Origin of the sequence: uncultured Aquabacterium sp., assembly GCF_913773725.1 — a bacterium.
GTDB lineage: Bacteria > Pseudomonadota > Gammaproteobacteria > Burkholderiales > Burkholderiaceae_C > Aquabacterium.
This window is the reverse complement of the sequence record NZ_CAJYGK010000103.1, coordinates 1-23,922: the sequence shown is the minus strand read 5'-3', so window position 1 is coordinate 23,922 and position 23,922 is coordinate 1. Positions and strand designations below refer to the sequence as shown.

The following is a 23,922-nucleotide window of genomic DNA, read 5'->3' as shown; positions in this document are numbered from 1 at the left end:
CCGCGGCTACCTGAACCCGGACAACAAGCTGCGCGCGTCGGTGCTGGACGACCCCATCTTTGCGCGCAAGAACACCAAGGACAACACCCCCGCCGTGATCTTCACCGAGATCGTGCCCGGCAACACCGTGGACATCACCGTGGCGGCCAAGGGCGGCGGCTCGGAGAACAAGTCCAAGATGTACATGCTGAACCCCGGCGACAACGTGGTGGACTGGGTGCTCAAGACCGTGCCCACCATGGGCGCTGGCTGGTGCCCGCCCGGCATGCTGGGCATCGGCATTGGCGGTACGGCTGAAAAAGCAGTGCTCATGGCCAAGGAAAGTCTGATGGACGACCTGGACATGTACGAGCTGCAGGCCAAGCAAGCCAGCGGGGCCGAACTCGACAATGTCGAAAAGCTGCGCCTGGAGTTGTATGAAAAGGTCAACGCCCTGGGCATTGGCGCGCAAGGCCTGGGCGGCCTGACCACCGTGCTGGACGTCAAGATCAAGATGTACCCCACGCACGCGGCCAGCAAGCCGATTGCGATGATCCCCAACTGCGCCGCCACGCGCCACGCCCACTTCGTGATGGACGGCTCGGGCCCCGTGTACCTCACGCCCCCCAGCCTGGACCTGTGGCCCAACGTGGACTGGGCGCCCGACTACAACAAGAGCAAGAAGGTCAACCTCGACACCCTGACCAAGGAAGAAGTCGCCAGCTGGAAGCCCGGCGACACGCTGCTGCTCAACGGCAAGATGCTGACCGGCCGCGATGCCGCGCACAAGCGCATCCAGGACATGCTGGCCAAGGGCGAAAAGCTGCCCGTGGACTTCACCAACCGCGTCATCTACTACGTGGGACCTGTGGACCCGGTGAAGGGCGAGGCCGTGGGCCCCGCAGGCCCGACCACCGCCACACGCATGGATGGCTTCACAGAGATGATGCTGGCCCAGACCGGCCTGATCGCCATGGTGGGCAAGGCCGAGCGCGGCCCGGTTGCCATTGAAGCCATCAAGAAGCACAAGTCGGCCTACCTCATGGCCGTAGGCGGCGCCGCCTACCTGGTCTCCAAAGCCATCAAGACCGCCAAGGTGGTGGGCTTCGAAGACCTCGGCATGGAAGCCATTTATGAATTCGAAGTGGTGGACATGCCGGTGACCGTGGCCGTGGACTCTGGCGGCACCAGCGCCCACATCACCGGCCCGGCCGAATGGCAAAAGCGCATTGCCTCGGGCGAGTTCAAGGGCATTGAAGTGGCTGCAGGCTGACGCTCACAGACGACCAGGCGCCCTTGCTTGACGCTTGGCCGTATCTTGAATAGCCGCCTTCGGGCGGCTTTTTCATTTCTGCATAGTGAATGACATCCTGATTCAAGCCGGCGTGTCCGCGCAGGCTCCTCGTCTTTCCTACAATCCCTGTTTTCCCACTGCCAGAGCTTGGTTCACGATGCCGCAGGCTTCTTCTCCCATCGGTGTATTTGACAGCGGCGTCGGCGGGCTGAGCGTGCTGCGAGCGCTGTTGGCAGCCCTGCCCCACGAACGTTTTGTGTACCTGGCCGATAGCGCCAACGCCCCTTATGGCGAGCGCGGCGACGCTTTTGTGGCGGCACGCACCCACGCCATCACCCAGTACCTTCGTGAGCAACACGACATCAAAGCGCTGGTGGTGGCCTGCAACACCGCCACGGCGGCGGCCATCCATGAAGTGCGCAGTAGCCATCCCGACCTGCTCCTGGTGGGGCTGGAGCCCGCTATCAAATCGGCTCTGGCAGTCACAAAGACTGGGCATGTGGGCGTGATCGGCACCCGCGGTACGCTCACCAGTGCCAAATTTGGCAAGCTGATGGCTTCATTGGCCGATCAAGCCCATTTTGTGGTGCAACCCTGCGATGGGCTCGCACACGCCATCGAACGCAGCGTGGCATTGCCTGTAGCCCCAGCCTCCTACCCAGTTGAAAGCACTGAAACGGGCGCATTGTGCAAACGTTATGTGAATGCCATGGGTGCCTTTGGTGCAGCGCCAGGGGAAATGGATACCTTGGTTCTGGGCTGTACCCACTATATTTTCGTAGCCCACGAGTTGCGCACGCTGGTGGGCCCAGACGTGCAGTTCATAGAAACCGGTGAACCTGTTGCTCGCCAAACCAAGCGCCTGCTCGACGCTGCAGGCTTGTTGCAAACAGCAGGCTCCGCTGGCGGCAACCTCTCCGAGGAAAGTGCGGACGTTACTCCTTCCGTACTCCTGCTGACCACAGGCCCAGTGGCCATGATGGAAGCGGCTGCCCAGCGTTGGCTGAATCTGCCAGCGGAACACTGCCGGTCCGTATCAGTGCGCTGAAAATATAGATAAAAAGTGCTCTAGCGCTTGATGAATAAGCGCTGCTAGCTATTAAATTTATAGCAATCAACTAACAATTTCAAACAAGCTCATCGCCCCACAACCGGGCACCTGCGTGCTCCATGTGTGTGAGGTACAGGCGCAGGTCAAACTCGTACTGGTGATACTGCGGCTCCATGTGGCTGCACAACTGGTAAAACGCCTTGTCGTGGTTCTTTTCACGCAGGTGGGCCAATTCGTGGACCACGATCATGCGCAGAAACTCATCAGGAGCCTGCTTGAACATCGAGGCGATGCGAATTTCATGCTTGGCCGCAAGGCGGCTTCCTTGCACCCGCGAGACCGCAGTGTGCAAGCCCAAGGCATTGCGCACCACGTGGATCTTGTTGTCAAAAAGTACCTTGTTGACCGTACCAGCGTTGCGCAAGTAACGAGTCTTCAGCTCTTGCACGTAGTCGTACAGGGCCTTGTCGCTGCGTACGCTGTGGGGCTGGGGATACTTGCGCAGCAGCACGTTTGCCAGTTGCCCCTGCTCCAACAAATCGCGTGCCTGCTCCTGCAGCGCCACAGGGTAGGCGCGCAGATACGGAAGATCAGAAGCCATGGATGACTAAAAACAATGGCAGCGCCCTGGAACATTGTGCAGGAAGGCCATTTTCGTGAAAGGCCTTACCTGAGCGCACAAAACACCCGAGTCTTTTCACCTGCCGCCAGGGGCTCAATGCAGATGGCGGGGGCGACGACCGCCACCGTGCCCACTGCCCGAGCCACCAGGGCCCCTTGGGGGCTTGCCAATTTCTAGCGAGTTCACCAGCGCATCAAAACGCTGCGTGAACAGCTTGTCGATCTCGGCGACCACACCACCCAGCTCAGCGCCATCAAAGTGGCGCTCCATCATGTTCACCACGTCTTGCACCAGCAGATCGCGCTGCACTTGCATGATGGCAGCCGGTGTGGGCCCAACGAATAGCATCACAAAATCGTCACGGGATTCGGCGCCGTCTTGACCGTCCTCTTCTTCAAACTCTGCGTCGTAGAAGGTCACCTCCAGGGCAGCTCCTGTTTCGCAAAGTTCGTTGAGGTTCATGCACATCTCGTCGAGTGTCTGGCGAAAGTCTTCATCGCCCCGCACGGTCCAGCAAATCTGCAGAAGGTGCTCTTTAGGGTCGAACTTGATGCCAGGTTCTTCTTCATAGGCACTGGTGGCGCCGTCAGCGAGAGAACGCGCTCCTGCATATTTCCACAAAGGCTTCAAGGCATCCTGCAGTTGCTCAAAACTGGCATCTGCCCGCAACTGCACCTGCCCGTGGACATGAATTTCGAAGGGAGCGTTGTAACTTGACATGATTGAATCGTAATGGTGCCCCGAGCCGGGGTCGAACCGGCACGCCCCTTTTCAGGAAGCGGCGGATTTTAAGTCCGCAGTGTCTACCAATTTCACCATCGGGGCGCCAGCCACCGAGTGCGTGTTGCCCGGCAGCGTAACCCGGACGTCGCCGCAGAGCAACGTCCCATCGAACAAGAGCAACGCAATCACTGAAGATTGGATGATTGCGTTGCACCAATAAAAAAGGGAAGCCTGAGCTTCCCTTTGAATTTGGAGCGGGAAAAGAGTCTCGAACTCTCGACCTCAACCTTGGCAAGGTTGCGCTCTACCAACTGAGCTATTCCCGCATTTTGCATCAACACTTTAGTGCATCAGCAAGAATTAAATTATAACACAATTTTTGAATTTCTACGAAATTTCAAAAATTTTTCCAACTCTCTGAAGTAACTCAAGTCACTTCAGCAAGTCAGCCGCATCTTGGAGGCGCGGTCCGGAGTCGAACCGGACTAACCGGATTTGCAATCCGGGGCATAACCGCTTTGCTACCGCGCCGTGTCTGACAAAAAAGGAAGCGGAAGGCTTCCTTTCTCAGAAATTCTGGAGCGGGAAACGAGGCTCGAACTCGCGACCTCAACCTTGGCAAGGTTGCGCTCTACCAACTGAGCTATTCCCGCATTGTCTTCGCCTTACGCAGATGCTCTGGTCTTGCAACCTGCTTTGCTGCGTTGATCACCGTTTGGTGCGGTGGTCAGCGAAGACTTGAACTATACACCACTTTTCAAGGCTCCCGGCGGGCGTCGCGTTTTTTCAACTCCCGCCCGGGCTCCCGGTTCAGTGCTTCAGCACATCGCTCGACGAAGCAGGTGCCTCGGGCTTGGCTTCCACCTTCGCCTCGACCTTGGCCTCGTCCTCAGGCAGAGCCTCTGGTTGCCGCTCCAGAGCCACCTCGAGCACCTTGTCGATCCACTTGACCGGCACGATCTCGATCTGGCTCTTCACGTTCTCCGGGATCTCCTGGAGGTCCTTGACGTTCTCTTCCGGGATCAGCACCGTCTTGATGCCGCCACGGTGAGCCGCCAGCAACTTCTCCTTGAGCCCACCGATGGCAGTGACCTCGCCACGCAGGGTGATTTCACCCGTCATGGCCACGTCCGCCCGCACCGGGATGCCGGTGAGTGCCGACACAAAGGCCGTCGTCATCGCTATGCCGGCAGACGGGCCGTCCTTGGGCGTCGCGCCATCGGGCACGTGAATGTGGATGTCGCGCTTCTCGAACAGCTCGTCTGCGATGCCCAGGCGGCGAGCCCGCGAGCGCACCACCGAGCGGGCAGCCTCGACCGACTCCTTCATCACGTCGCCCAGCTGGCCCGTGCGGATGATGTTGCCCTTGCCCGGCATGATGGCGGCTTCGATGGTCAGCAGGTCGCCGCCGACTTCCGTCCACGCCAGACCGACCACCTGACCGATCTGGTTTTCCTTGGTGGCTTCGCCGTAGCTGTACTTGCGCACGCCCAGGAAGTCATGCAGGTTCTCGTCGGTGACCACCACCTTTTCCGTGAACTGCTTGAGCGCCACGCCCTTCACCACCTTGCGGCAGATCTTGGAGACCTCGCGTTCCAGCGAACGCACACCGGCCTCACGGGTGTAGTAACGGATGATGCCGCGGATGGCGCTTTCCGCCACCTCCAGCTCGCCGTCCTTCACGCCGTTGTTCTTGATCTGCTTGGGCAGCAGATAGGTCTGCACGATGTGCACCTTTTCGTCTTCGGTGTAGCCGGCCAGGCGGATCACTTCCATCCGGTCCAGCAGCGCCGGCGGGATGTTCAGCGAGTTCGACGTCGCCACGAACATCACATCCGACAGGTCGAAGTCGACCTCGATGTAATGGTCACCGAAGGTGTGGTTCTGCTCGGGGTCGAGCACCTCCAGCAGCGCCGAAGACGGGTCGCCGCGGAAGTCCATGCCCAGCTTGTCGATCTCGTCGAGCAGGAACAGCGGGTTACGCACACCGACCTTGCTCAGGCTCTGCAGGACCTTGCCCGGCATCGAGCCGATGTAGGTGCGGCGGTGACCGCGGATCTCGGCCTCGTCACGCACGCCACCCAGCGCCATGCGCACGAACTTGCGTCCGGTGGCGCGGGCGATGGACTGACCCAGCGAGGTCTTGCCGACGCCCGGAGGGCCGACCAGGCACAGGATGGGCGCCTTGACCTTGTCCACGCGTTGCTGCACGGCGAGGTACTCGAGGATGCGTTCCTTGACCTTGTCGAGGCCATAGTGCTCTTCGTTGAGCACGTGCTCGGCGTGGGTCAGGTCGTGCTTGACCTTGGACTTCTTGCTCCACGGCAGGTTGACCAGGGTGTCGATGTAGTTGCGCACCACAGTGGCCTCGGCCGACATGGGCGACATCAGGCGCAGCTTCTTGAGCTCGGCCTCGGCCTTCTTGCGCGCCTCCTTGGGCATGCGCGCGCCTTCGACCTTCTTGGCCAGCTCTTCGAGGTCGGCGCCCTCCTCGCCCTCGCCCAGTTCCTTCTGGATGGCCTTGACCTGCTCGTTCAGGTAGTACTCGCGCTGCGACTTCTCCATCTGGCGCTTGACGCGGCCCCGGATGCGCTTTTCGACCTGCAGGATGTCGACTTCGTGCTCGAGCTGCTCGAGCAGCTTTTCAAGGCGAGCCGAGATCGAGAACAGATCCAGCACGGCCTGCTTCGACTCGAGCTTGAGCGGCAGGTGGGCGGCGATGGTGTCGGCCAGACGGCCGGCGTCGTCGATGCCGGAAATCGAGGTAAGGATCTCGGGCGGGATCTTCTTGTTGAGCTTGACGTACTGGTCGAACTGTTGCGTGACCGCGCGGCGCAAGGCCTCGATTTCAGGCGTGACGGTGGTTTCGGGCTGAACCGGCACCACTTCGGCCGTGAAGAACTCGCCCTCGTCGGAGATCGACGTGGTGTTGGCTCGCTGCACGCCTTCGACCAGCACCTTCACGGTGCCATCGGGCAGCTTCAGCATCTGCAGGATGCTGGAGACGCAGCCGATGTCGAACATGTCTTCCGCCTTGGGCTCATCCTTGCCCGCGGCCTTCTGGGCCACCAGCATGATCTGCCGGCCGGCTTCCATGGCGGCCTCAAGGGCTTTGATGGATTTCGGGCGCCCCACGAACAGCGGGATCACCATGTGCGGAAAGACCACGACATCGCGCAGCGGCAACAGCGGCAGCGTGATCGGATCGGAAGGAAGAATGGGGTGTCCAGACATAGGGGCTCACTTTCTGATGGGGTCCACGTGGGGCCTCATCTGCAAATCACAAGGGCACCGAGTCAACCGTTGGCACTGAGTGCGGCCGGCTGCCTGCGGTGCCCGTCAGAGCGATCCTCGGGTGCGTCGCTCAGGCACTGGCCTTGGCCTGTTCCCGGTACACAAGCAGGGGCTTGGCGTTCTCTTCGATCGTCGACTCGTCCAGGACGACTTTCTCCACACCCTCCATGTTGGGCAGCTCGAACATCGTGTCGAGCAGCGATTGTTCAAGAATGGACCGCAGGCCACGGGCGCCCGTCTTGCGGGCCAGGGCCTTGCGGGCGATGGCAGACAGCGCGGCGGGCCGGATCTCCAGCTCGACGCCGTCCATGTTCAGCAACTGCTGGTACTGCTTGACCAGTGCGTTCTTGGGCTCGGTCAGGATCTGCACGAGCGCGTCTTCCGTCAGTTCGCCCAGGGTGGCCACCACGGGCAGACGGCCCACCAGCTCGGGAATGAGGCCGAACTTGATGATGTCTTCGGGTTCGACCTCGCGGAAGACCTCGCCGACCTTGCGCTCTTCCTTGCTCTGCACGGAAGCACCGAAGCCGATGCCGGACTTGACCGAGCGGTTCTGGATGACCTTTTCGAGGCCGTCGAACGCGCCACCGCAGATGAACAGGATGTTGGTCGTGTCGATCTGCAGGAAGTCCTGGTTCGGGTGCTTGCGGCCGCCCTGCGGGGGCACCGAGGCCATCGTGCCTTCGATCAGTTTCAGCAGCGCCTGCTGCACGCCCTCGCCCGACACGTCACGCGTGATCGACGGGTTGTCGGACTTGCGAGAGATCTTGTCGATTTCGTCGATGTAGACGATGCCGCGCTGGGCCTTCTCGACCTCGTAGTTGCAGTTCTGCAGCAGCTTCTGAATGATGTTCTCGACGTCTTCGCCCACGTAGCCGGCTTCGGTCAGCGTGGTGGCGTCGGCGATCACGAAAGGCACGTTCAGCAGGCGGGCCAGGGTCTGGGCCAGCAAGGTCTTGCCGGAGCCAGTCGGGCCGATCAGCAGGATGTTGCTCTTGGCAAGCTCGACGTCGGGCTTCTTGCCATCGCCCGCGCCCATGTGCCGCAGCCGTTTGTAGTGGTTGTACACCGCCACCGACAGCGTGCGTTTGGCCGTGTCCTGCCCGATCACGTACTGGTCCAGGCTGGACTTGATCTCGCCCGGGGTGGGAAGGTCGCTGCGCGCCGGCCGCGACTGCTCCGCTTCCGCGGCCACCTCGTCCCGGATGATGTCGTTACAGAGTTCGATGCACTCGTCGCAGATGAACACGGACGGGCCGGCGATGAGCTTCTTGACCTCGTGCTGGCTCTTTCCGCAGAAGGAGCAGTAGAGGATCTTTTCGCTGGATGAGCCTTTTTTCTCGGGCATGGTGCAGGCCTGTCAGGGAGTCGGCAAGGAGGGTGTCAACGATGATAAGTCAAATGATTCCCGGCCCATTGGCAGGAACTGCCCTGCCATGTTGCGGTTTTTCACCCAACAAAAACGGTGAGCCCGGCATCGAAGCCGGGCTCGGGGTCACTGTCGCTTTTCCAGCACCTTGTCGATGAGGCCGTAGGTGGCGGCCTCGTCGGCGGTCATGTAGTAGTCGCGCTCGGTGTCGTTCTGGATTTTTTCCAGCGGCTGACCCGAGCGATCGGCCAGGATCTTGTTCAGCTGCTCGCGGGTCTTGAGGATCTCGCGGGCGTGGATCTCGATGTCCGTGGCCTGACCCTGCGCGCCACCCAGCGGCTGGTGGATCATGATCTTGCTGTTGGGCAGCGCGAAACGCTTGCCCTTGGCACCGGCCGCCAGCAGGAAGGCCCCCATCGAGGCGGCCATGCCCATGCACAGGGTGGACACGTCGGGCTTGATGAACTGCATGGTGTCGAAGATCGACATGCCGGCACTCACGCTGCCACCCGGCGAGTTGATGTAGAGCGAGATGTCCTTGTCAGGGTTCTCGCTTTCCAGGAAGAGCAGCTGGGCCACCACCAGGTTGGCGCTCTGGTCGTTGACCGGGCCCACCAGGAAGATCACGCGCTCGCGCAGGAGGCGGCTGTAGATGTCGTAGGCGCGCTCGCCACGGCCCGATTGCTCGATGACCATGGGCACCATGCCGAGGTTCTGGATGTCCTGTGCGCTCATGTGCGTCCTCTTGAAACGGTCGCCCCTTGACTGGGCGCCGGAAATGAGTTGTGAATTCATTATGACGTGCTGGCAGGCTGCTTCGAACCCAGGAAAAAGCGAGTGACTGCGTTGCTCGTCTTTCCGTTGTTTGCAAGCACTGTCCACCCGGGCGGCGCTGCCACGTCACCACATTTGCACAAAACAAAAGGCACCTGCCTCCGCTCGGGATTGCAGGTGCCTTTTCAGAGGCAAGGGGCGCGGGCAGGCATCACGCCGACCCGCTGCGGCGCGATCAGGCGCCGGCTTGCTGGCCCATCAGCTCTTCGAAGCCCAGGGCCTTGTCGGTGACCTTGGCCTTGGAGAAGATGAACTCGGACACGTTCGATTCGATCACGACGGCCTCGACTTCGGCCATGCGCTGACGGTCGCTCATGTACCAGGCGATGACCTGGGCCGGTTGCTCGTAGCTCTGGGCCAGCTCTTCGATGTGAGCCTGGATCTGCTCGGGCTTGGCTTGCAGGTTGTTGGCCTTGACCAGCTCGGCCACCGTCAGGCCCAGGCGCACGCGGCGCTCGGCCTGGGGCTTGAACATTTCGGCGGGGATCGGGGCCTTGTCGGCGTCCTTGATGCCGCGGGCCTTCAGGTCGGCGCGGGCGCCTTCGACCAGACGGTCGCCTTCAGCGGCCACCAGCGAGTTCGGCAGGTCGAATTCGACGGCCTTCAGCAGGGCTTCCATCGCGGCAGCCTTGTTGCGGGCCAGCACGCGGAACTTCACTTCACGCTCGAGGTTCTTCTTGATGTCGGCGCGCAGCGACTCGACGGTGCCGTCGGCGATGCCCAGGCTCTTGATGAACTCTTCGGTCATCTCGGGCAGGTTCTGGGCTTCGACCTTCTTGACGGTCACGAGGAAGTCGGCTTCCTTGCCGGCCACGTCCTTGCCGTGGTAGTCCTCGGGGAAGGCCAGCGGGAAGGTCTTGGACTCGCCGGTCTTCATGCCGCGCACGGCCTTCTCGAATGCCTCAAGCATCTGGCCTTCGCCGACCAGGAACTGGAAGCCTTCGGCCTTGCCGCCTTCGAACGGCACGCCGTCGATCTTGCCTTCGAAGTCGATGGTTACGCGGTCGCCGTCGGCGGCACCTTCGGTGGCCGGACGCTGGGCGAAGGTGCGACGCTGCTTGCGCAGGATTTCGACGGTGCGGTCGATGGCGGCGTCGTTGACGTCGGCCGACACGCGCTCGAGTTCGATGGCCGACAGGTCACCGATCGTCACTTCCGGGTAGACCTCGAAGGTGGCGTCGAACTGGATCTGGCCGTCAACCGGGCCGCCTTCCTTTTCGGAAATGCGGGGCTGGCCTGCGACACGCAGTTGGGCTTCCTGGGCAGCCTTGGCAAAGGCCTCACCCAGCTTGTCGTTGACCACTTCGTATTGCACGGAGTAGCCGTAACGCTGGGCCACCACGTTCATCGGCACCTTGCCGGGGCGGAAGCCGTCGGCCTTCACGGTGCGAGCCAGCTTCTTCAGGCGGGCATCGACTTCGTTCTGCAGGGCATCGGCTGCCAGCGACAGCGTGATGCGGCGCTCCAGCTTGTCGAGGGTCTCCACGGTGATCGCCATGATTGATCTCTCAGTATGAGTAAGAAGGAATGAGGGCTGGTGCGCGGGGGGGGACTCGAACCCCCACACCATTGCTGGCGTCAGGACCTAAACCTGGTGCGTCTACCAATTTCGCCACCCGCGCATCGGCCTGAAACATCCGGCCGTCGCGCCTGCCTCCGGTCTCCGGAAACAGGCAAGCGCAGACCGCCGGACAGGCTGATTTGGTCCGAGCCCGCGATTCTAGCGCGGGTACGGGCCTGTTTTTTACGCCTGCGGGGCCCGTACCCGGAACCAGGCGGCGTACATGGCCGGCAAGGCCAGCAGCGTGAGCGCCGTTGCCACGATCAGTCCGCCCATGATGGCCACAGCCATCGGGCCCCAGAACGCGCTGCGGCTCAGGGGAATCATGGCCAGCACGGCGGCGGCAGCCGTCAGCACGATCGGGCGGAAGCGTCGCACGGCCGCCCCGACGATGGCATCCCACGCGGGCACGCCACGCGCGCGGTCCTGCTCGATCTGGTCGATCAGGATCACGGAGTTGCGCATGATCATGCCCATCAGGGCAATCACGCCGAGCAGCGCGACGAAGCCGAACGGCCGGTTGAGCAGCAGAAGCGCGCCCGCGACGCCGGCAATGCCCATCGGGCCGGTGAGGAACACCAGCAGCGCCCGCGAGAAGCTTTGCAGCTGCAGCATCAACAGCGTGAAGATGATGAACAGCATCACCGGCACGTTGGCGAAGATGGAGCCCTGCCCCTTGCTGCTTTCCTCGGCCGTCCCCGCCAGCTGCACCTGGTAACCCGCAGGCATGCGCTGCTGCAGCGCCTGCATCTGGGGCCACAGGGCCTGGCTCACGGTCGGCCCCTGGATGCCTTCGCGCACATCGCCCTGCACGGTGATGGCGAAGCGCCGGCCCTCGCGCCACAGCACCCCCGGCTCCCACACAAGGTGCGGGCGGGCGATCTGCAGCAGCGGAATCAGGCGACCGGAACTGCTCGCCACATAGGCGTTGTCGAGCGAGGTGAGGGTCACGCGCTCGGAGGCCGGCGCGCGCACGTCGATGTCGATGAGGCGATCGCCCTCGCGGTACTGCCCCACCGTGGCACCGGACGTGAGCGTGCGCGTCGCCTGGGCGATGGCCTGGGTGGTCACCCCCAGGGCGCGTGCCTTGTCCTGGTCCACCTCCAGCCGAATGGCCTTCACGGACTCGTTCCAGTTGTCGTTGACGCCGCGCATGTCGGGGTGGGCCCGCATCAGCGTCTTGGCCTCTTCCGCCAGGCGACGCAGGGCCACCACATCGTCCCCGACGATGCGGAACTGCACCGGATACGGGACGGGCGGGCCATTGGGCAACAGCTTGACGCGGCCGCGCACTTCCGGGAACTCTTCAGCAAGGATGCGAGGCAGTTCGCGGCGCAGTCGTTCGCGTGCCGTGGTATCCACCGGCAGCACCACGGCCTGGCTGACGTTGCTCTGCGGGAAGATCTGGTCCATCGGCAGGTAGAAGCGCGGCAATCCCGACCCGATCCAGGTGCTCACCGAGCGCACCCCCTCCTCTTTCATCATGCGGGCCTCGAAACGCCGCGCCACGGCATCGGTGGACTCGACGGTGCTGCCTTCGGGCTGCCACAGGTCCACGAGGATCTCGGGGCGGCTCGAGTCCGGGAAGAACTGCTGTTGCACCTTGCCCATGCCGACGAAGCCGAGCATGAGCGCCAGCAGCGTCATGGCGATCGTGAGCCAGCGATGCCGCACGCACCAGGTGACCAAGGCCTTGAAGCGCACGTAGAAAGGACCGTCGTACAGGTCGGCACTGCCCTGCTCCGCTGCCGACACCTTGGGGCGGGTGCGCAGCAGCCACTGGCCCAGGTAGGGCACGAAGTACACGGACACCACCCACGAGATCAGCAGCGCGGCGGCCGTGACGGCGAAGATGGCAAAGGTGTACTCGCCCACCGACGAGCGCGCCATGCCGATGGGCAGAAAGCCGGCCGCCGTGATCAGCGTGCCCGTCAGCATGGGCATGGCGGTGATCTCGTAGGCGGCGGTGGCGGCCCGCATCTTGTCGTAGCCCTCCTCCAGCTTGTGCACCATCATCTCGACCGCGATGATGGCGTCGTCGACCAGCAGGCCGAGGGCGATGATCAGCGCACCCAGCGAGATCTTGTGCAGGCCCACGCCCCAATAGAACATGATCAGGAAGGTGACGGCGAGCACCAGCGGGATGGTGATGGCCACGACCAGTCCGGGCCAGACGTCCAGGCGCAGCGGCTTGGTGTGCAGCCCCAGGCTGACGAAGCTGACGGCCAGCACCACGACCACAGCCTCGATCAGGACCTTGATGAATTCGCCGACCGAGCTGGAGACGGCTTCGGGCTGGTTCTGGATCTGCGCCATCTCGATGCCCGCCGGCAACTCGGCCTGGATGGCGGCGGTGGCGGCCTTGAGGTTCTTGCCCAGCGCGATGATGTCGCCGCCCTTGGCCATCGACACGCCCAGTGCAATGACCTGCTTGCCCTGATGGCGCACCCGGGTGGCGGGCGGGTTCTCATAGCCCCGGCGCACGGTGGCGATGTCACCCAGCCGGAAGGCCCGGGCGCGGCCGGTCGCGGGGTCCACGACCCGCACGGGCATGTTGCGCAGGTCGTCCACCGAACGGAAGGCGCCGTTCACGCGCATCTGGATGTTGCCCGCCTCGCCCGCGTAAAAGCCGCCGCCCTCGACGCCGTTCTGGGCGTTGAGCTGGGCGATGAGCTCCTGCATGTTGATGCGCATCTCGGCCAGACGGCGTTGCGGCACCTCGATGAAGACCTTCTCGGCCTGCACGCCGAAGAGCTCGACCTTGGCCACCCCGGACACCCGCAACAGGCGCGAACGGGTCTGCTCGGCAAACTGGCGCAGCTCTTCTTCCGTGAAGCCATCGGCCGACAGCGCGTAGATCGACCCGTAGACGTCGCCGAACTCGTCATTGAAGAAAGGGCCGTACACGCCGGGCGGCAGGGTGTGGCGCATGTCGCCCACCTTCTTGCGCACCTGGTACCAGAGGTTGGGGATCTCCTTGGGCGGCGAAGAGTCCTTCACCTGCATCAGGGTGAACGATTCGCCCGGCTTGGTGTAGGACTGGATCTTGTCGGCGTACGGCACCTCCTGCAGGGTGCGCTCGATCTTGTCGGTGACCTGCTCTGCCACCTCCTGCGCCGTGGCGCCAGGCCAGTAGGCCCGCACCACCATCACCCGGAAGGCGAAGGGCGGATCCTCGTCCTGCCCCAGTTGGAAGTAGGCGGCCAGGCCGAGCAGCATCAGCACGACCATGAGGTAACGGGTCAGTGCCGGGTGCTCAAGCGCCCAGCGGGAAATGTTGAAACGCTGGCTGCCGGCCTCGCCGGCCGTGTCGCGGGAAGAGATGCTCACGGTGTCCTCCGGCGATCAGGAGCGGGACGCGGCGGCCGAGGCCGGCTGCGCGGTGGCTCCGATGCGCCCTTCGTACCGGCGCACCTTCTGCCCGGGACTGAGCACATGCACGCCGGCCGTGACCAGTTCCTGTCCCGGCTGGAGGCCCGCCGAGACGAGGACATGGTCGCCGACCACCTCGCCGGCGGTAACGGGAACCGGCTTGACCGTCATCGATTTGCCATCGAGCAGCCAGACCATCGAGCGGCCCTCGCGCTCGACGAGCGCCTGCAGCGGCACGCGCAGGCTGCCCTGGGCGCCGACCTGCACGCGCAGGCGCACGGCCGCCGTCTGGCCCAGCTCAAAGCCGGGTGCCGTACCGACATCGGCCTTGATCTGATAGGTCCGCGCTTGCGGATCGGCTGCGGCCGCCACCTCGCGGACCACCGCCGGCGTCCACTCGGTTGTGCCCCAGCGGCGCACCTCGACACCGCCCGCCTGGCCCTTCAGGCGGCGCAACGTTCCGCCCATGTCTTCTGGCACTTGAAAAACGATGTCTCTCGGGCCGTCGTGTGCCAGCACGAGCACCGGCACACCCGCGCCAACCACCTGACCGGGCTCGAGTTCGACGCCGGTGATCACGCCTGGCGCGTCAGCCAACAAGGTGGCATATCCGGCCTGATTTCCCTGGACGCCCGCTTGCGCCTGGGCCTGCCGGAGGGCGGCCAACGCCGCATCCGTGGTGGCCTGGTGCCGATCGAGCTCCGCCTGGCTGATGAAACCTTGAGCCCGCAACTCGGTGAAGCGCTTCAGGTCGGCGGCGGACTGCCGCGCACGGGCCTCGGCAGCGCTCACGCCAGCGCGTGCCGCGTCCTGCCCCAGGCGGAGATCCTGCGCGTCCAGCTGCGCCAGAGGCTGCCCTTTCCGAACGGTCTGGCCCAGTTCGACATGCCGATGGCTCACCTTGCCCCCGACCTGGAAGCCCAGCCGGGACTCGGTCCGGGCGCGCACGTCGGCCGCGAATTCGCGCTCGAGCTGTCCGCCAGACGCGCCGACGACCAGGGTGCGCACGGCGCGCACGGTCTCCGCCACCTCGGGCTGCTTGCTGCACCCGCTCAACACCACCATGGCCGACAGGCCGGCCGAGAGGATCAGAGCGCCGCAGCGCCGCGAGGGACGGAGGATGTTCATGTGCAGGAGGTTCTGGTTGTACGCAAGGTCCCGGCGGCGCGGCAGACGGTTGCCGCGCAATAACTGACCCGAGAGTCAGTAATGGTGTCAAGGAAAACGGGACGTGTCAATCGAGCAAGCGCCGTCCTTTGGCGACAATACGCGACCTCGCGAACCAAGACGATGTCCCATCCCGACGCAACCCCCTTCCCCCGCCCGGGCAGCAGCCTGGGGTACGCCCTGTCACTGGTGCCCCCGGCTCGCCGCGCGGCGTCGTCCATCTGGTTGAACTGGTGGCACGAGGTGAGCGCCATTCCGTACACCGTGAGCGACCCGGCTGTGGGCGAGACCAAGCTGCGCTGGTGGTTGCAGCAGGTTCACAGCGCGGCCCACCAGGGCCAGGCGGAACACCCTCTGCTGAAGGCCTGGCTGGCCCTGGCCGAAGAGGCGCGTAGCCTTCACGACTGGTCCGTGTGGACGGGACAGCTGGAGGCACAGTTGCAGTTGCTGCAGCAGACACGCTGGCTGGACCGGCCGACGCTGCTGCGCCACGCGGACGCCAGCACCGGCCTGGCCTGCGCGGGTGCCGCCATGGTGCTGGGTGCCGCCGACACCCCGGCGACGCGGGAGGCGAGCAGGACACTGGGGCGCGGACTGCGTCTGGCGCATCAGCTGGCAAGGCTTGGGCAGGACGCCCGAGCGGGCTGGGTGCACGTGCCCATCGACACGCTGCAGGCCCACGGTGTGCGGGCACATGAACTGACCCGACCCGCCGAGACGCCACCCGCTGGCTGGGCCGGCTTGCTCAACGCATTGCACGACGAAGCGGCGCAGACCCTGGAGGAAGGCCGGTCCGCCATCCGGGCATTACCGGCTGCTGATCGCCGGGCGTGCCGCCCCTTGGTCGCACTGGCGTTGATGTCAGAGGCGCTGGCCCACGAGGTGCGCGACCACGGTCCTCGGGTGTTGCGCGAACGCATCGTGCTGACGCCGCTGCGCAAGAGCTGGATTGCCCAGCGTGTCCGCTGGGGCTGGCTGAGCTGATTGCCGTCAGGGATCGTTCAGGGATCGCGGGCGAACGGGGCCGCGAGCGGCTCCCCGACAAAGAGGCCCTGCTGAGGCCATGCGACGCTCTTCCAGTAGGCCTCGATGGCCGTGGCGCCCTGTGCATAGAACAGCACCAGCCCCTGCGGGTTGGGGAACTTCTGCAGGTGGGCGCAGGGTTCGCTGGTGGTGCCATAGCTGGCCGTCACGCCGGCGTCGATCCATGACAACACCGTCATCTGACCATGCGGCTTGTCGAGCACCCCGCCGAAGGAGGTCAGGTGGTCGCCCAGCGCACCAGGCAGGAAGGACACCGTGTCCAGCCAGTCGACCTGGGTGCGTCCCGTGAGGTAGACCAGGACCCGCTCGTGGTAACGCAGGGCTTCCGTGCGGTCCAGAAACACCTCCAGCCCGACCTGAGGCAGCTTGCCGGCAGGCGGGAACAGCAGCTGACGCTGGCTGCGGATGGCATCCGATGTCGTGACGAAGTGGACATTGGCCAGCGGGGCGCCCTTGAGACCGAGGGTGTTGTCCGCCTTGACGCCCCGGTCGATCAGGGCTTTCGCGCCTGCCACATCGCGTGAGGCGAGCAACATGCTCAGGCGCATGCGGTAGTCGGTGTACGGCCGGGTCGTGGCCGAGCCGAAGTAGATGCTCGGCCGGGTCGGTGCGCAGGTGTTGCTGCACAGCTTGGCGTCGTAGCCGAGAGCCAGGGCGCCGGGCAACGAGTTGCATCCCACGGCATAGGGCAGCCGCCAGGCCAGCGCCAGCGCCTGGATGCGCTCCCCGAAGAACTCGTCGATCTGCTGTCGGAAGGCCTCGAACTCGGCCACGCTGAGTTCGCCCTTCACCGGCAGCCGCACGCGCAGGATCTGCTCCTCGGGGATCTTGCGGGCACGGGCGTAGTACTCACCCACCTGGACGGAATAGGGGTCGTCGGTGTTGATGACCAGGCCAAGTTCCTGGTTCGTCAGCCGGCCATAGACCCGCGGAGCCTTGAACCACTGACGGGCCGGGGTCGCCTGAGGCGTGTCGCGCCCCCCGGCCGTTGATGACGAAGGCGATGCGTCCTGCGCCCACGCAGGCGAGGACCACACCAGGAACAGGACGCCCAGGGCCTTGAGGGCACGCTCCCAGCCGCGCCGAAACGAGAAAAAGTGCATGGCCGACATGAAATACCGACTCCCGGCGAGGCAAAGCCCGGATTTGACCTCAAGTGGCCGATTATTTCGCCGATTGAGCAGCCATCCCGTGTTCCAAAACGGTCTCCCGTACCGGAAAACCCCATGAACGAATCGAGCGCTGCGTCCACGTCCATTCAGGTGCTCAGCAGGATGTTCTCCCTGCTCGACACGCTGGCCCAAGAGGGAGACTCCGTCTCTCTCAAGTCCATCAGCGAGCAGACTGGCCTGCACCCCTCCACTGCCCACCGCATTCTCAACGACCTCGCAGTGGGCGGCATGGTCGAGCGCTCGGGCCCGGGCAGCTACCGCCTGGGGCTGCGCTTGCTCGAACTCGGCAACCGGGTGCGGGTGCGCCTGGACGTCCGTGAGCTCTCCGCACGCCCCATGCAGGAGTTGCACCGCCAGACGGGGCACACCGTTTCGCTGTTCATCCGGCAAGACGACGATGCGATCTGCGTGGCGCGCACGGTGTCGGAGCGCTCCGGGGTCCAGGTGACGCGGGTGATGGGCCTGCGCATCGCGCTGACCAGCCATGCCGCCGGCAAGCTGCTGATGCTCCAGGACCCGGCCAGCCTGCTGCAGGTACTGGCCTCTGCACAGGGCGTGCGGCTGGAGTCGCTGCAAGCGGAACTCGCGGCGATCCGCGCCCAGGGCATGGCGCTCGACAGCGACAGTCCGGACCCTCTGCTGCAGTTGGCCGCCACGCCGATCCACGACGACATGGGCCGGGTGTGCGCGGCGCTGGTGCTCAACGCCCCGATTGCCCGCTTTGGCCTGGAGTGGCAGGAAGCCTTGAAAGCCACCGCGGCCCGCATCTCGGCCTGCCTGGGCTGGGTGCATCGATAAGACTCACCCACCCCAAAAGCAAAGGCCTCCGATCGGAGGCCTTTGTTGCTTTGTACCGCGGACGCAGTCCGTCAACCCGGCATCAGCCACTCAGGACGTCAGCTTGCCCCCGGCGCGGGCCGCGTTGACTTCTGCCGACGGCTCTACTGCCGAATGTCCGGGGCGCTCGATCCACCGGCGAACCCGCTCGGCATCGGCCAGACGGGAATACTTGCCCGCCGAATCCAGGAACACCATGATCAGCTTGCGGCCTGCCATGCTGGCCTGCATGACCAGACAGCGCCCTGCTTCGACGATGTAGCCGGTCTTCTGCAGACCGATGTCCCAGCTCGGATTGCGGATGAGGCCGTTGGTGTTGTGGAACTGCACCGTGCGAGAGCCGACACGGGCAGCGTACTCGCGCGATGTCGACAGTTCACGGATCAAAGGATGCTGGTAGGCGGCCTTGGCCAGCGACGCCAGGTCCTTGGCGCTGGACTGGTTGCGGCTGCTCAGGCCCGTGGGCTCGACGTAACGGGTGTCCCCCATGCCCAGCAGGCGGGCCTTGGCGTTCATCGCGCTCACGAAAGCGCGCATGCCGCCCGGGTAGCTGCGTCCCAGCGCGTGGGCCGCACGGTTTTCAGATGCCATGAGCGCCAGGTGCAGCAACTCGCCGCGTGTCAGCGTCGAGCCGACCGCCAGACGCGAACTGCTGTTCTTCTCGGTGTCGACATCGTCCACCGTGATGGTGATGGACTCATCCATCGACAGGCGGGCTTCGACCGTGACCAGCGCCGTCATCAGCTTGGTCAACGATGCAATCGGGAGGATGGCGTCGGAGTTCTTGGCCAGCAGGACCTCGTTCGTGTCCTGGTCCATCACCAACGCCACACTGGACTTCAGCTCGAGCGGATCCGGCGTCTGATGCAAGCCATAGAGCTGGCCAAACGATGCACCGGAAGCGCCGGAGGCTGCGGCCATCGCGGCCGTGTTGGGCGCGACATGGGGGGTGAGGGACGAGGACTGCACCGAGACCGGAATCAAGCGCGCCGGGGCTTCGGCACGCGGCAGCGCACGGGCCGCTTTGACCGCGCGGGAACGGCTGTCTACCGAGTCGCTCGCGGTGCGCGTCGGCTTCGAGCGAGCCTGTCGGCTGACCGGCGCAGTGTCCTTGCCCCGAGCGGCCTCGGTGCGCGCCTTCCGGGCGCCCTTGGTGGGGGTTCGGGGTTCAGCGCGGGTGGAAGCCTTGGCGCTGACCTTGGCCTTGGTGACGCGCGTGGACTTGCCGGCCGCCTCCGCAGGGGTGACCAGTCCGATCGCCAGTGCCGACACCAACAGGGCCGGCAGCCAGTTTTTGTTCCATTTGAAGCAGATCACGGGTACAGCCCTTTCGTCTCCACGAAGTGTAAATAAAAAACGCGCAAGATCAAAGACTTACGCGTCATTTATCAAGTAGCCCGGTGTACCGGACCCTCGTGGGGAGCGGTCAGCCCTGCGCGGCCACGCGTTCGGCCTTGCTGTGCAGCTTGTTGAGTGCAGACAAATAGGCCTTGGCCGACGCGACCACGATGTCCGGATCCGCACCAACCCCGTTGACAACCCGACCGCCATGCTGCAAACGCACCGTCACCTCACCCTGTGATTCTGTGCTGCCGGAGGTGATGGCATTGACGGAGTAAAGAAGAATTTCGGCGCCACTTTTCACGACAGCCTCGATCGCCTTCACGCTGGCGTCCACCGGGCCATTGCCTTCGGCCTCGCTGCGGTGTTCGGAAGCGCCGGCTGCAAACACCACGCTGGCGTGCGGACGCTCGCCCATTTCGGAGCGCTGTGCGAGGGCGATCAGGCGATAGTGCTCCTGCTCGCTGGTCACGCTTTCGTCGCCGACCAGGGCGATGATGTCCTCGTCGAAGATCTCGCTCTTGCGGTCGGCCAGTTCCTTGAACTTGGCGAAGGCGGCGTTGATTTCCGCTTCGGAGTCCAGGTCGATGCCGAGTTCCTGCAGGCGCTGCTTGAACGCGTTGCGCCCGGACAGCTTGCCCAGCACGATCTTGTTCGCGGACAGACCGACGTCCTCGGCGCGCATGATCTCGTAGGTGTCGCGGGCCTTGAGCACGCCGTCCTGGTGGATGCCGGAGGCGTGTGCGAAGGCGTTCGCCCCCACGACCGCCTTGTTGGGCTGAACCACGAACCCGGTCGTCTGCGACACCAGCCGGGAGGCCGACATGATCTGCTGGGTTTCGATGCCCACGTCCAGACCGAAGTAGTCGCGACGGGTCTTCACGGCCATGACGATCTCTTCCATGGCGCAGTTGCCCGCGCGCTCGCCCAGGCCGTTGATGGTGCACTCCACCTGGCGCGCGCCGCCGATCTTCACGCCGGCCAGCGAGTTGGCCACGGCCATGCCGAGGTCGTTGTGGCAGTGCACCGACCAGATCGCCTTGTCGGAGTTCGGCACCTTCTCGCGCAGGTCGCGGATGAACTGGCCATAGAGCTCGGGGATGGCGTAGCCCACCGTATCCGGGATGTTGATGGTGGTCGCGCCCTCGTTGATCACCGCCTCGCACACGCGGGCGAGGAAATCCAGGTCGGAGCGGTAGCCGTCTTCGGCCGAGAACTCGACATCGGAAGTCAGGTTGCGGGCAAAGCGCACGGACTGCCTGGCCTGCTCGAGCACCTGCTCGGGCGACATGCGCAGCTTCTTCTCCATGTGCAGCGCACTGGTCGCGATGAAGGTGTGGATGCGCCACGAATTGGCGCCCTTCAGGGCTTCGGCGGCACGGCTGATGTCGCGGTCGTTGGCCCGCGCCAGCGAGCAGACGGTCGAGTCCTTGATGACGTCCGCGATGGACTTGATGGCCTCGAAATCGCCGTTGGAGGACGCGGCAAAGCCGGCCTCGATCACGTCGACCTTCAGGCGCTCCAGCTGGCGGGCGATGCGGAGCTTTTCCTCCCGCGTCATCGAAGCGCCCGGCGACTGTTCGCCGTCACGCAGGGTGGTGTCGAAAATGATGAGCTTGTCGGTCATGGGGGTCTCCTGGGGCGGCGCCGCGTCCATCAAGGACTGTGGCGCCTCTTGGCCGCAGGCGGCAAGCGGGGTGAGCCCTCGGTCATCCCGCCCGTCGCGTCGGGCAGGCCGGGGTTCAGCGGTGCAGTCCAGCCTCTTCGGGCTCGTCCGTCGACGTGGAAATCACGCTGACGCGTTTGCCTTTCATGCGCTTCCAGGCGTAGACGCCATAGCCGGACAGGCCATACAGCACGAAGACCGCAAACAGCACGATCGGGGGGTGGATGGTGATCACGGCAATGCCCAGGGCGATCGCAACGATGGCGATGAAAGGCACCGAGCGCCGGAAGTTCACGTCCTTGAAACTGTAGAACGGGATGTTGGTGACCATGGTCAGGCCCGCATACAGGGTCATGGCGAAGGTCAGCCACACCATGCCGGTCAGTGTGAAAGCGGTTTCGCCCAGGTCGGTCACGACCCAGATCAGACCCATGACGAGGGCCGCGGCCGCCGGGCTGGGCAGCCCCTGGAAGAAGCGCTTGTCCACCACGGCGATGTTGGTGTTGAAGCGCGCCAGACGCAAGGCGGCACCCGAGCAGTACACAAAGGCGGCGATCCAGCCGTACTTGCCGAGGTCTTTCAGCGCCCACTCATAGGCGATGAGGGCTGGCGCCGCACCGAACGACACCATGTCGGAGAGGCTGTCCATCTGCTCGCCGAAGCTGCTCTGCGTGTTCGTCATGCGCGCCACGCGGCCGTCCAGGCTGTCGAGCACCATGGCGCAGAAAATGCCCACCGCGGCTTGCTCGAACTGGCCGTTCATGGCCATGACGATGCCGTAGAAGCCGCCGAACAAGGCCGCCAGCGTGAACAGGTTGGGCAGGATGTAGATGCCCTTGCGCGGACGACGAGGCGGCTCGTCGTCGTCGAGGTGAGGATCGGTGGCGACGGGGTCGGCCGGCGCCTTGCTGGAAACGGGCTGCACGCTCAGGTCTTCTTGTTAGGGGGTTGCCCCGGTCCGGTGGAGGATACCTCAAGCACGGGCGGGCGCCGCACCCGCACCGTGAACCACACGCTGCGGGAACGGGATCTCCACCCCAAGGCGGTTCAACAGATTCAGGATCGTCAGGTTCACCTCCGAGCGGAGGTTGAGCTGGCCGTTCTGGGGGTCGTCCAACCACCACATCACCGTCAGCTCAAGCCCGTCAGCGGCAAAGGCGGTCAGGAAGACCTGTGGCTCGGGTGTTGCCAGCACGCGCGGCAGCGCCGACACCGCGCCGACCATCTGAGGAATGAGCATCTGCAGGTCAGTGCCGTAGGCCACCTGCACCACGGTGGACAGCTGCAACCGGGTGTCGGCCAACGACGCGTTCTCCACACGCTGGGTGATCAGCTGCTCGTTGGGCACGATCGCCTCGCGCCCGGTGGCCGCACGCAACACGGTGTAGCGGGTGTTGATGTCGGTGATGCGTCCCTCGAAGTTGTCCACCCGCACCAGGTCGCCGATGCGCAGGCTGCGCTCGGCCAGAATCACGAAGCCGCTGACGTAGTTGGCCGCCAGCTTCTGCAGGCCGAACCCGAGCCCCACACCGATGGCGCCGCCGAACACCGACAACGCCGTGAGGTCGATGCCGGCCGCAGACAAAGCGAGCAGCATGCCGCAGGCCAGCAACACCGCGCGAATGGCATTGGCGGCGATCTTGCGGAGCGAGAGATTGTCACTGGCACTGCCCCGCAGAAGACGCGACTCGATGGCCGACGACAGAGACAGCGAGAGGATGAGCACCACCACCGCGCTGAGCACGCCCTGGATCAGGCTGAGCAGGCTCACCTCGCTGCCGCCGAGCTTCCAGGTCAGGCGCGCCATCTCGTCGGTGAGCAAAGGCAGCACGCCTGTCACCCAGAGCACCATGCCCAGCCAGGCGACCCAGGACACCGTCCGCTCGACAACACGGACCGTCTGGGACGCCGGGAAGGCCGCGCCCAACACCTTGACTGTCATGCGGATGGCGGCCAACGACACAAGAACCGGGATCGCGATGCGGAACACGGCCAGCGGCAACTCGCCCTGAAGCACCCGGCGCATGCCCACCGCCAGCAGCAAGGCGAGCAAGGGGAAAAGCACGCCGTCGAACACCTTGCGCCCGAACCACACGGAGGATGGGTCGACCTGCTTGCCACGCCACAGGCGCACCAGCAACCATGACGTCCCGAGACAGCCCAGGAGCACGGCGACCTCCGCCAAGGCGGTGGGTTGGTTGAGCTGGGTCCAGAGGTGGGAGAACTCGCTGGGCCGCCATAAATGCAAGGGTCCGCTGGAAGCCAGGTCCGGGGCCGAGGGAGATGTCAGGGGAGCGAGGAGGCTGTTGAACACGGTGTGAGAGGGATGGGATCAGCGTTCTTCGATGAGGGTGCGCACATGGGCGGCCACGCTGCGCCCCAGGGCGCTGAGGTTGTAGCCGCCTTCCAGGCAGGACACGACTCGGCCTTCGCAGAAGCGACGCGCAACGTCGAGGACGCGCGCTGTGATCCAGGCGTAATCGGCCTCGACCAGGCCCATGCCGCCCATCTCGTCCTCACGGTGCGCGTCGAAGCCGGCGGAGATGAAGATCATTTCCGGCCGGAAGTCTTCCAGGCGGTACATCCAGTAGGAATC

General features: G+C 64.4%; 17 protein-coding genes, 5 tRNA genes and 1 pseudogene. 4 read left to right on the top strand and 19 right to left on the bottom strand.

The features are described 5' to 3' along the window. Window positions 1–1,252 (top strand): fumarate hydratase (locus QZ709_RS12770; RefSeq protein ID WP_294637672.1); only part of this gene is annotated, 1,252 nt, incomplete at its 5' end. Between the two features lie 178 nt (window positions 1,253–1,430). Beyond that, window positions 1,431–2,321, top strand: coding sequence for a glutamate racemase (murI, locus tag QZ709_RS12765; protein ID WP_294637674.1), 891 nt, complete (start codon window positions 1,431–1,433; stop codon window positions 2,319–2,321). A 79-nt stretch (window positions 2,322–2,400) separates the two neighbouring features. On the opposite strand, the gene QZ709_RS12760 is transcribed toward murI, so the two are convergent. From QZ709_RS12760 to QZ709_RS12700, 13 genes are all read right to left on the bottom strand, one after another. Continuing rightward, window positions 2,401–2,925 carry a M48 family metallopeptidase gene (locus QZ709_RS12760; protein ID WP_044402545.1) on the bottom strand — a complete coding sequence of 175 codons (525 nt, stop codon included), beginning with the start codon at window positions 2,923–2,925 and terminating at the stop codon, window positions 2,401–2,403. Between the two features lie 114 nt (window positions 2,926–3,039). After that, complete coding sequence (locus tag QZ709_RS12755; RefSeq protein ID WP_142081045.1) at window positions 3,040–3,666, bottom strand: DUF6806 family protein; 627 nt, start codon at window positions 3,664–3,666, stop codon at window positions 3,040–3,042. 13 nt (window positions 3,667–3,679) lie between these two features. Next, a tRNA-Leu gene (locus QZ709_RS12750) sits at window positions 3,680–3,771 on the bottom strand. Between the two features lie 148 nt (window positions 3,772–3,919). Continuing rightward, a tRNA-Gly gene (locus tag QZ709_RS12745) sits at window positions 3,920–3,995 on the bottom strand. 131 nt (window positions 3,996–4,126) lie between these two features. Continuing rightward, a tRNA-Cys gene (locus tag QZ709_RS12740) sits at window positions 4,127–4,200 on the bottom strand. 46 nt (window positions 4,201–4,246) lie between these two features. Further along, window positions 4,247–4,322 (bottom strand) — tRNA-Gly (locus QZ709_RS12735). Between the two features lie 157 nt (window positions 4,323–4,479). Then, a complete protein-coding gene (lon, locus tag QZ709_RS12730) occupies window positions 4,480–6,903 on the bottom strand; it encodes an endopeptidase La (RefSeq protein ID WP_294637671.1) in 2,424 nt (807 codons plus the stop codon). Between the two features lie 130 nt (window positions 6,904–7,033). Continuing rightward, window positions 7,034–8,311, bottom strand: a complete 1,278-nt coding sequence (clpX, locus tag QZ709_RS12725) for an ATP-dependent Clp protease ATP-binding subunit ClpX (protein ID WP_294637670.1) — start codon at window positions 8,309–8,311, stop codon at window positions 7,034–7,036. Between the two features lie 147 nt (window positions 8,312–8,458). Further along, complete coding sequence (gene clpP / locus QZ709_RS12720) at window positions 8,459–9,067, bottom strand: ATP-dependent Clp endopeptidase proteolytic subunit ClpP (protein WP_294637669.1); 609 nt, start codon at window positions 9,065–9,067, stop codon at window positions 8,459–8,461. Window positions 9,068–9,341: 274 nt separating this feature from the next. Beyond that, on the bottom strand, window positions 9,342–10,664 hold the full coding sequence (tig, locus tag QZ709_RS12715; RefSeq protein ID WP_294637668.1) for a trigger factor: 1,323 nt from the start codon (window positions 10,662–10,664) through the stop codon (window positions 9,342–9,344). A gap of 37 nt (window positions 10,665–10,701) precedes the next feature. Beyond that, window positions 10,702–10,788, bottom strand: a tRNA-Leu gene (locus QZ709_RS12710). A 122-nt stretch (window positions 10,789–10,910) separates the two neighbouring features. Then, window positions 10,911–14,057 carry an efflux RND transporter permease subunit gene (locus QZ709_RS12705; RefSeq protein ID WP_294637667.1) on the bottom strand — a complete coding sequence of 1,049 codons (3,147 nt, stop codon included), beginning with the start codon at window positions 14,055–14,057 and terminating at the stop codon, window positions 10,911–10,913. A 15-nt stretch (window positions 14,058–14,072) separates the two neighbouring features. After that, on the bottom strand, window positions 14,073–15,227 hold the full coding sequence (locus tag QZ709_RS12700) for an efflux RND transporter periplasmic adaptor subunit (RefSeq protein WP_294637666.1): 1,155 nt from the start codon (window positions 15,225–15,227) through the stop codon (window positions 14,073–14,075). A gap of 162 nt (window positions 15,228–15,389) precedes the next feature. On the opposite strand from QZ709_RS12700, the gene QZ709_RS12695 reads away from it, so the two are divergent. Beyond that, complete coding sequence (locus QZ709_RS12695) at window positions 15,390–16,250, top strand: squalene/phytoene synthase family protein (RefSeq protein ID WP_294637665.1); 861 nt, start codon at window positions 15,390–15,392, stop codon at window positions 16,248–16,250. Window positions 16,251–16,267: 17 nt separating this feature from the next. On the opposite strand, the gene QZ709_RS12690 is transcribed toward QZ709_RS12695, so the two are convergent. Beyond that, window positions 16,268–17,422: a TIGR03790 family protein gene (locus QZ709_RS12690; RefSeq protein WP_294637664.1), complete on the bottom strand. Its 1,155-nt coding sequence runs from the start codon at window positions 17,420–17,422 to the stop codon at window positions 16,268–16,270. A 114-nt stretch (window positions 17,423–17,536) separates the two neighbouring features. On the opposite strand from QZ709_RS12690, the gene QZ709_RS12685 reads away from it, so the two are divergent. Continuing rightward, window positions 17,537–18,280 carry an IclR family transcriptional regulator gene (locus QZ709_RS12685; protein ID WP_294637663.1) on the top strand — a complete coding sequence of 248 codons (744 nt, stop codon included), beginning with the start codon at window positions 17,537–17,539 and terminating at the stop codon, window positions 18,278–18,280. Between the two features lie 90 nt (window positions 18,281–18,370). On the opposite strand, the gene pbpG is transcribed toward QZ709_RS12685, so the two are convergent. From pbpG to QZ709_RS12660, 5 genes and pseudogenes are all read right to left on the bottom strand, one after another. Next, window positions 18,371–19,636 (bottom strand): D-alanyl-D-alanine endopeptidase, encoded by a 1,266-nt coding sequence (pbpG, locus tag QZ709_RS12680; protein ID WP_294637662.1) that lies wholly within the window; start codon window positions 19,634–19,636, stop codon window positions 18,371–18,373. A 109-nt stretch (window positions 19,637–19,745) separates the two neighbouring features. After that, window positions 19,746–21,287: a 2-isopropylmalate synthase gene (locus tag QZ709_RS12675; protein WP_294637661.1), complete on the bottom strand. Its 1,542-nt coding sequence runs from the start codon at window positions 21,285–21,287 to the stop codon at window positions 19,746–19,748. 115 nt (window positions 21,288–21,402) lie between these two features. Further along, entirely contained in the window at window positions 21,403–22,158 is a 756-nt protein-coding gene (pssA, locus tag QZ709_RS12670) for a CDP-diacylglycerol--serine O-phosphatidyltransferase (RefSeq protein WP_294637673.1), read from the bottom strand. Window positions 22,159–22,299: 141 nt separating this feature from the next. Continuing rightward, window positions 22,300–23,496, bottom strand: a complete 1,197-nt coding sequence (locus QZ709_RS12665; RefSeq protein WP_294637660.1) for a mechanosensitive ion channel domain-containing protein — start codon at window positions 23,494–23,496, stop codon at window positions 22,300–22,302. A 162-nt stretch (window positions 23,497–23,658) separates the two neighbouring features. Continuing rightward, window positions 23,659–23,922: pseudogene (locus QZ709_RS12660) on the bottom strand (histone deacetylase family protein); the annotation flags it as partial.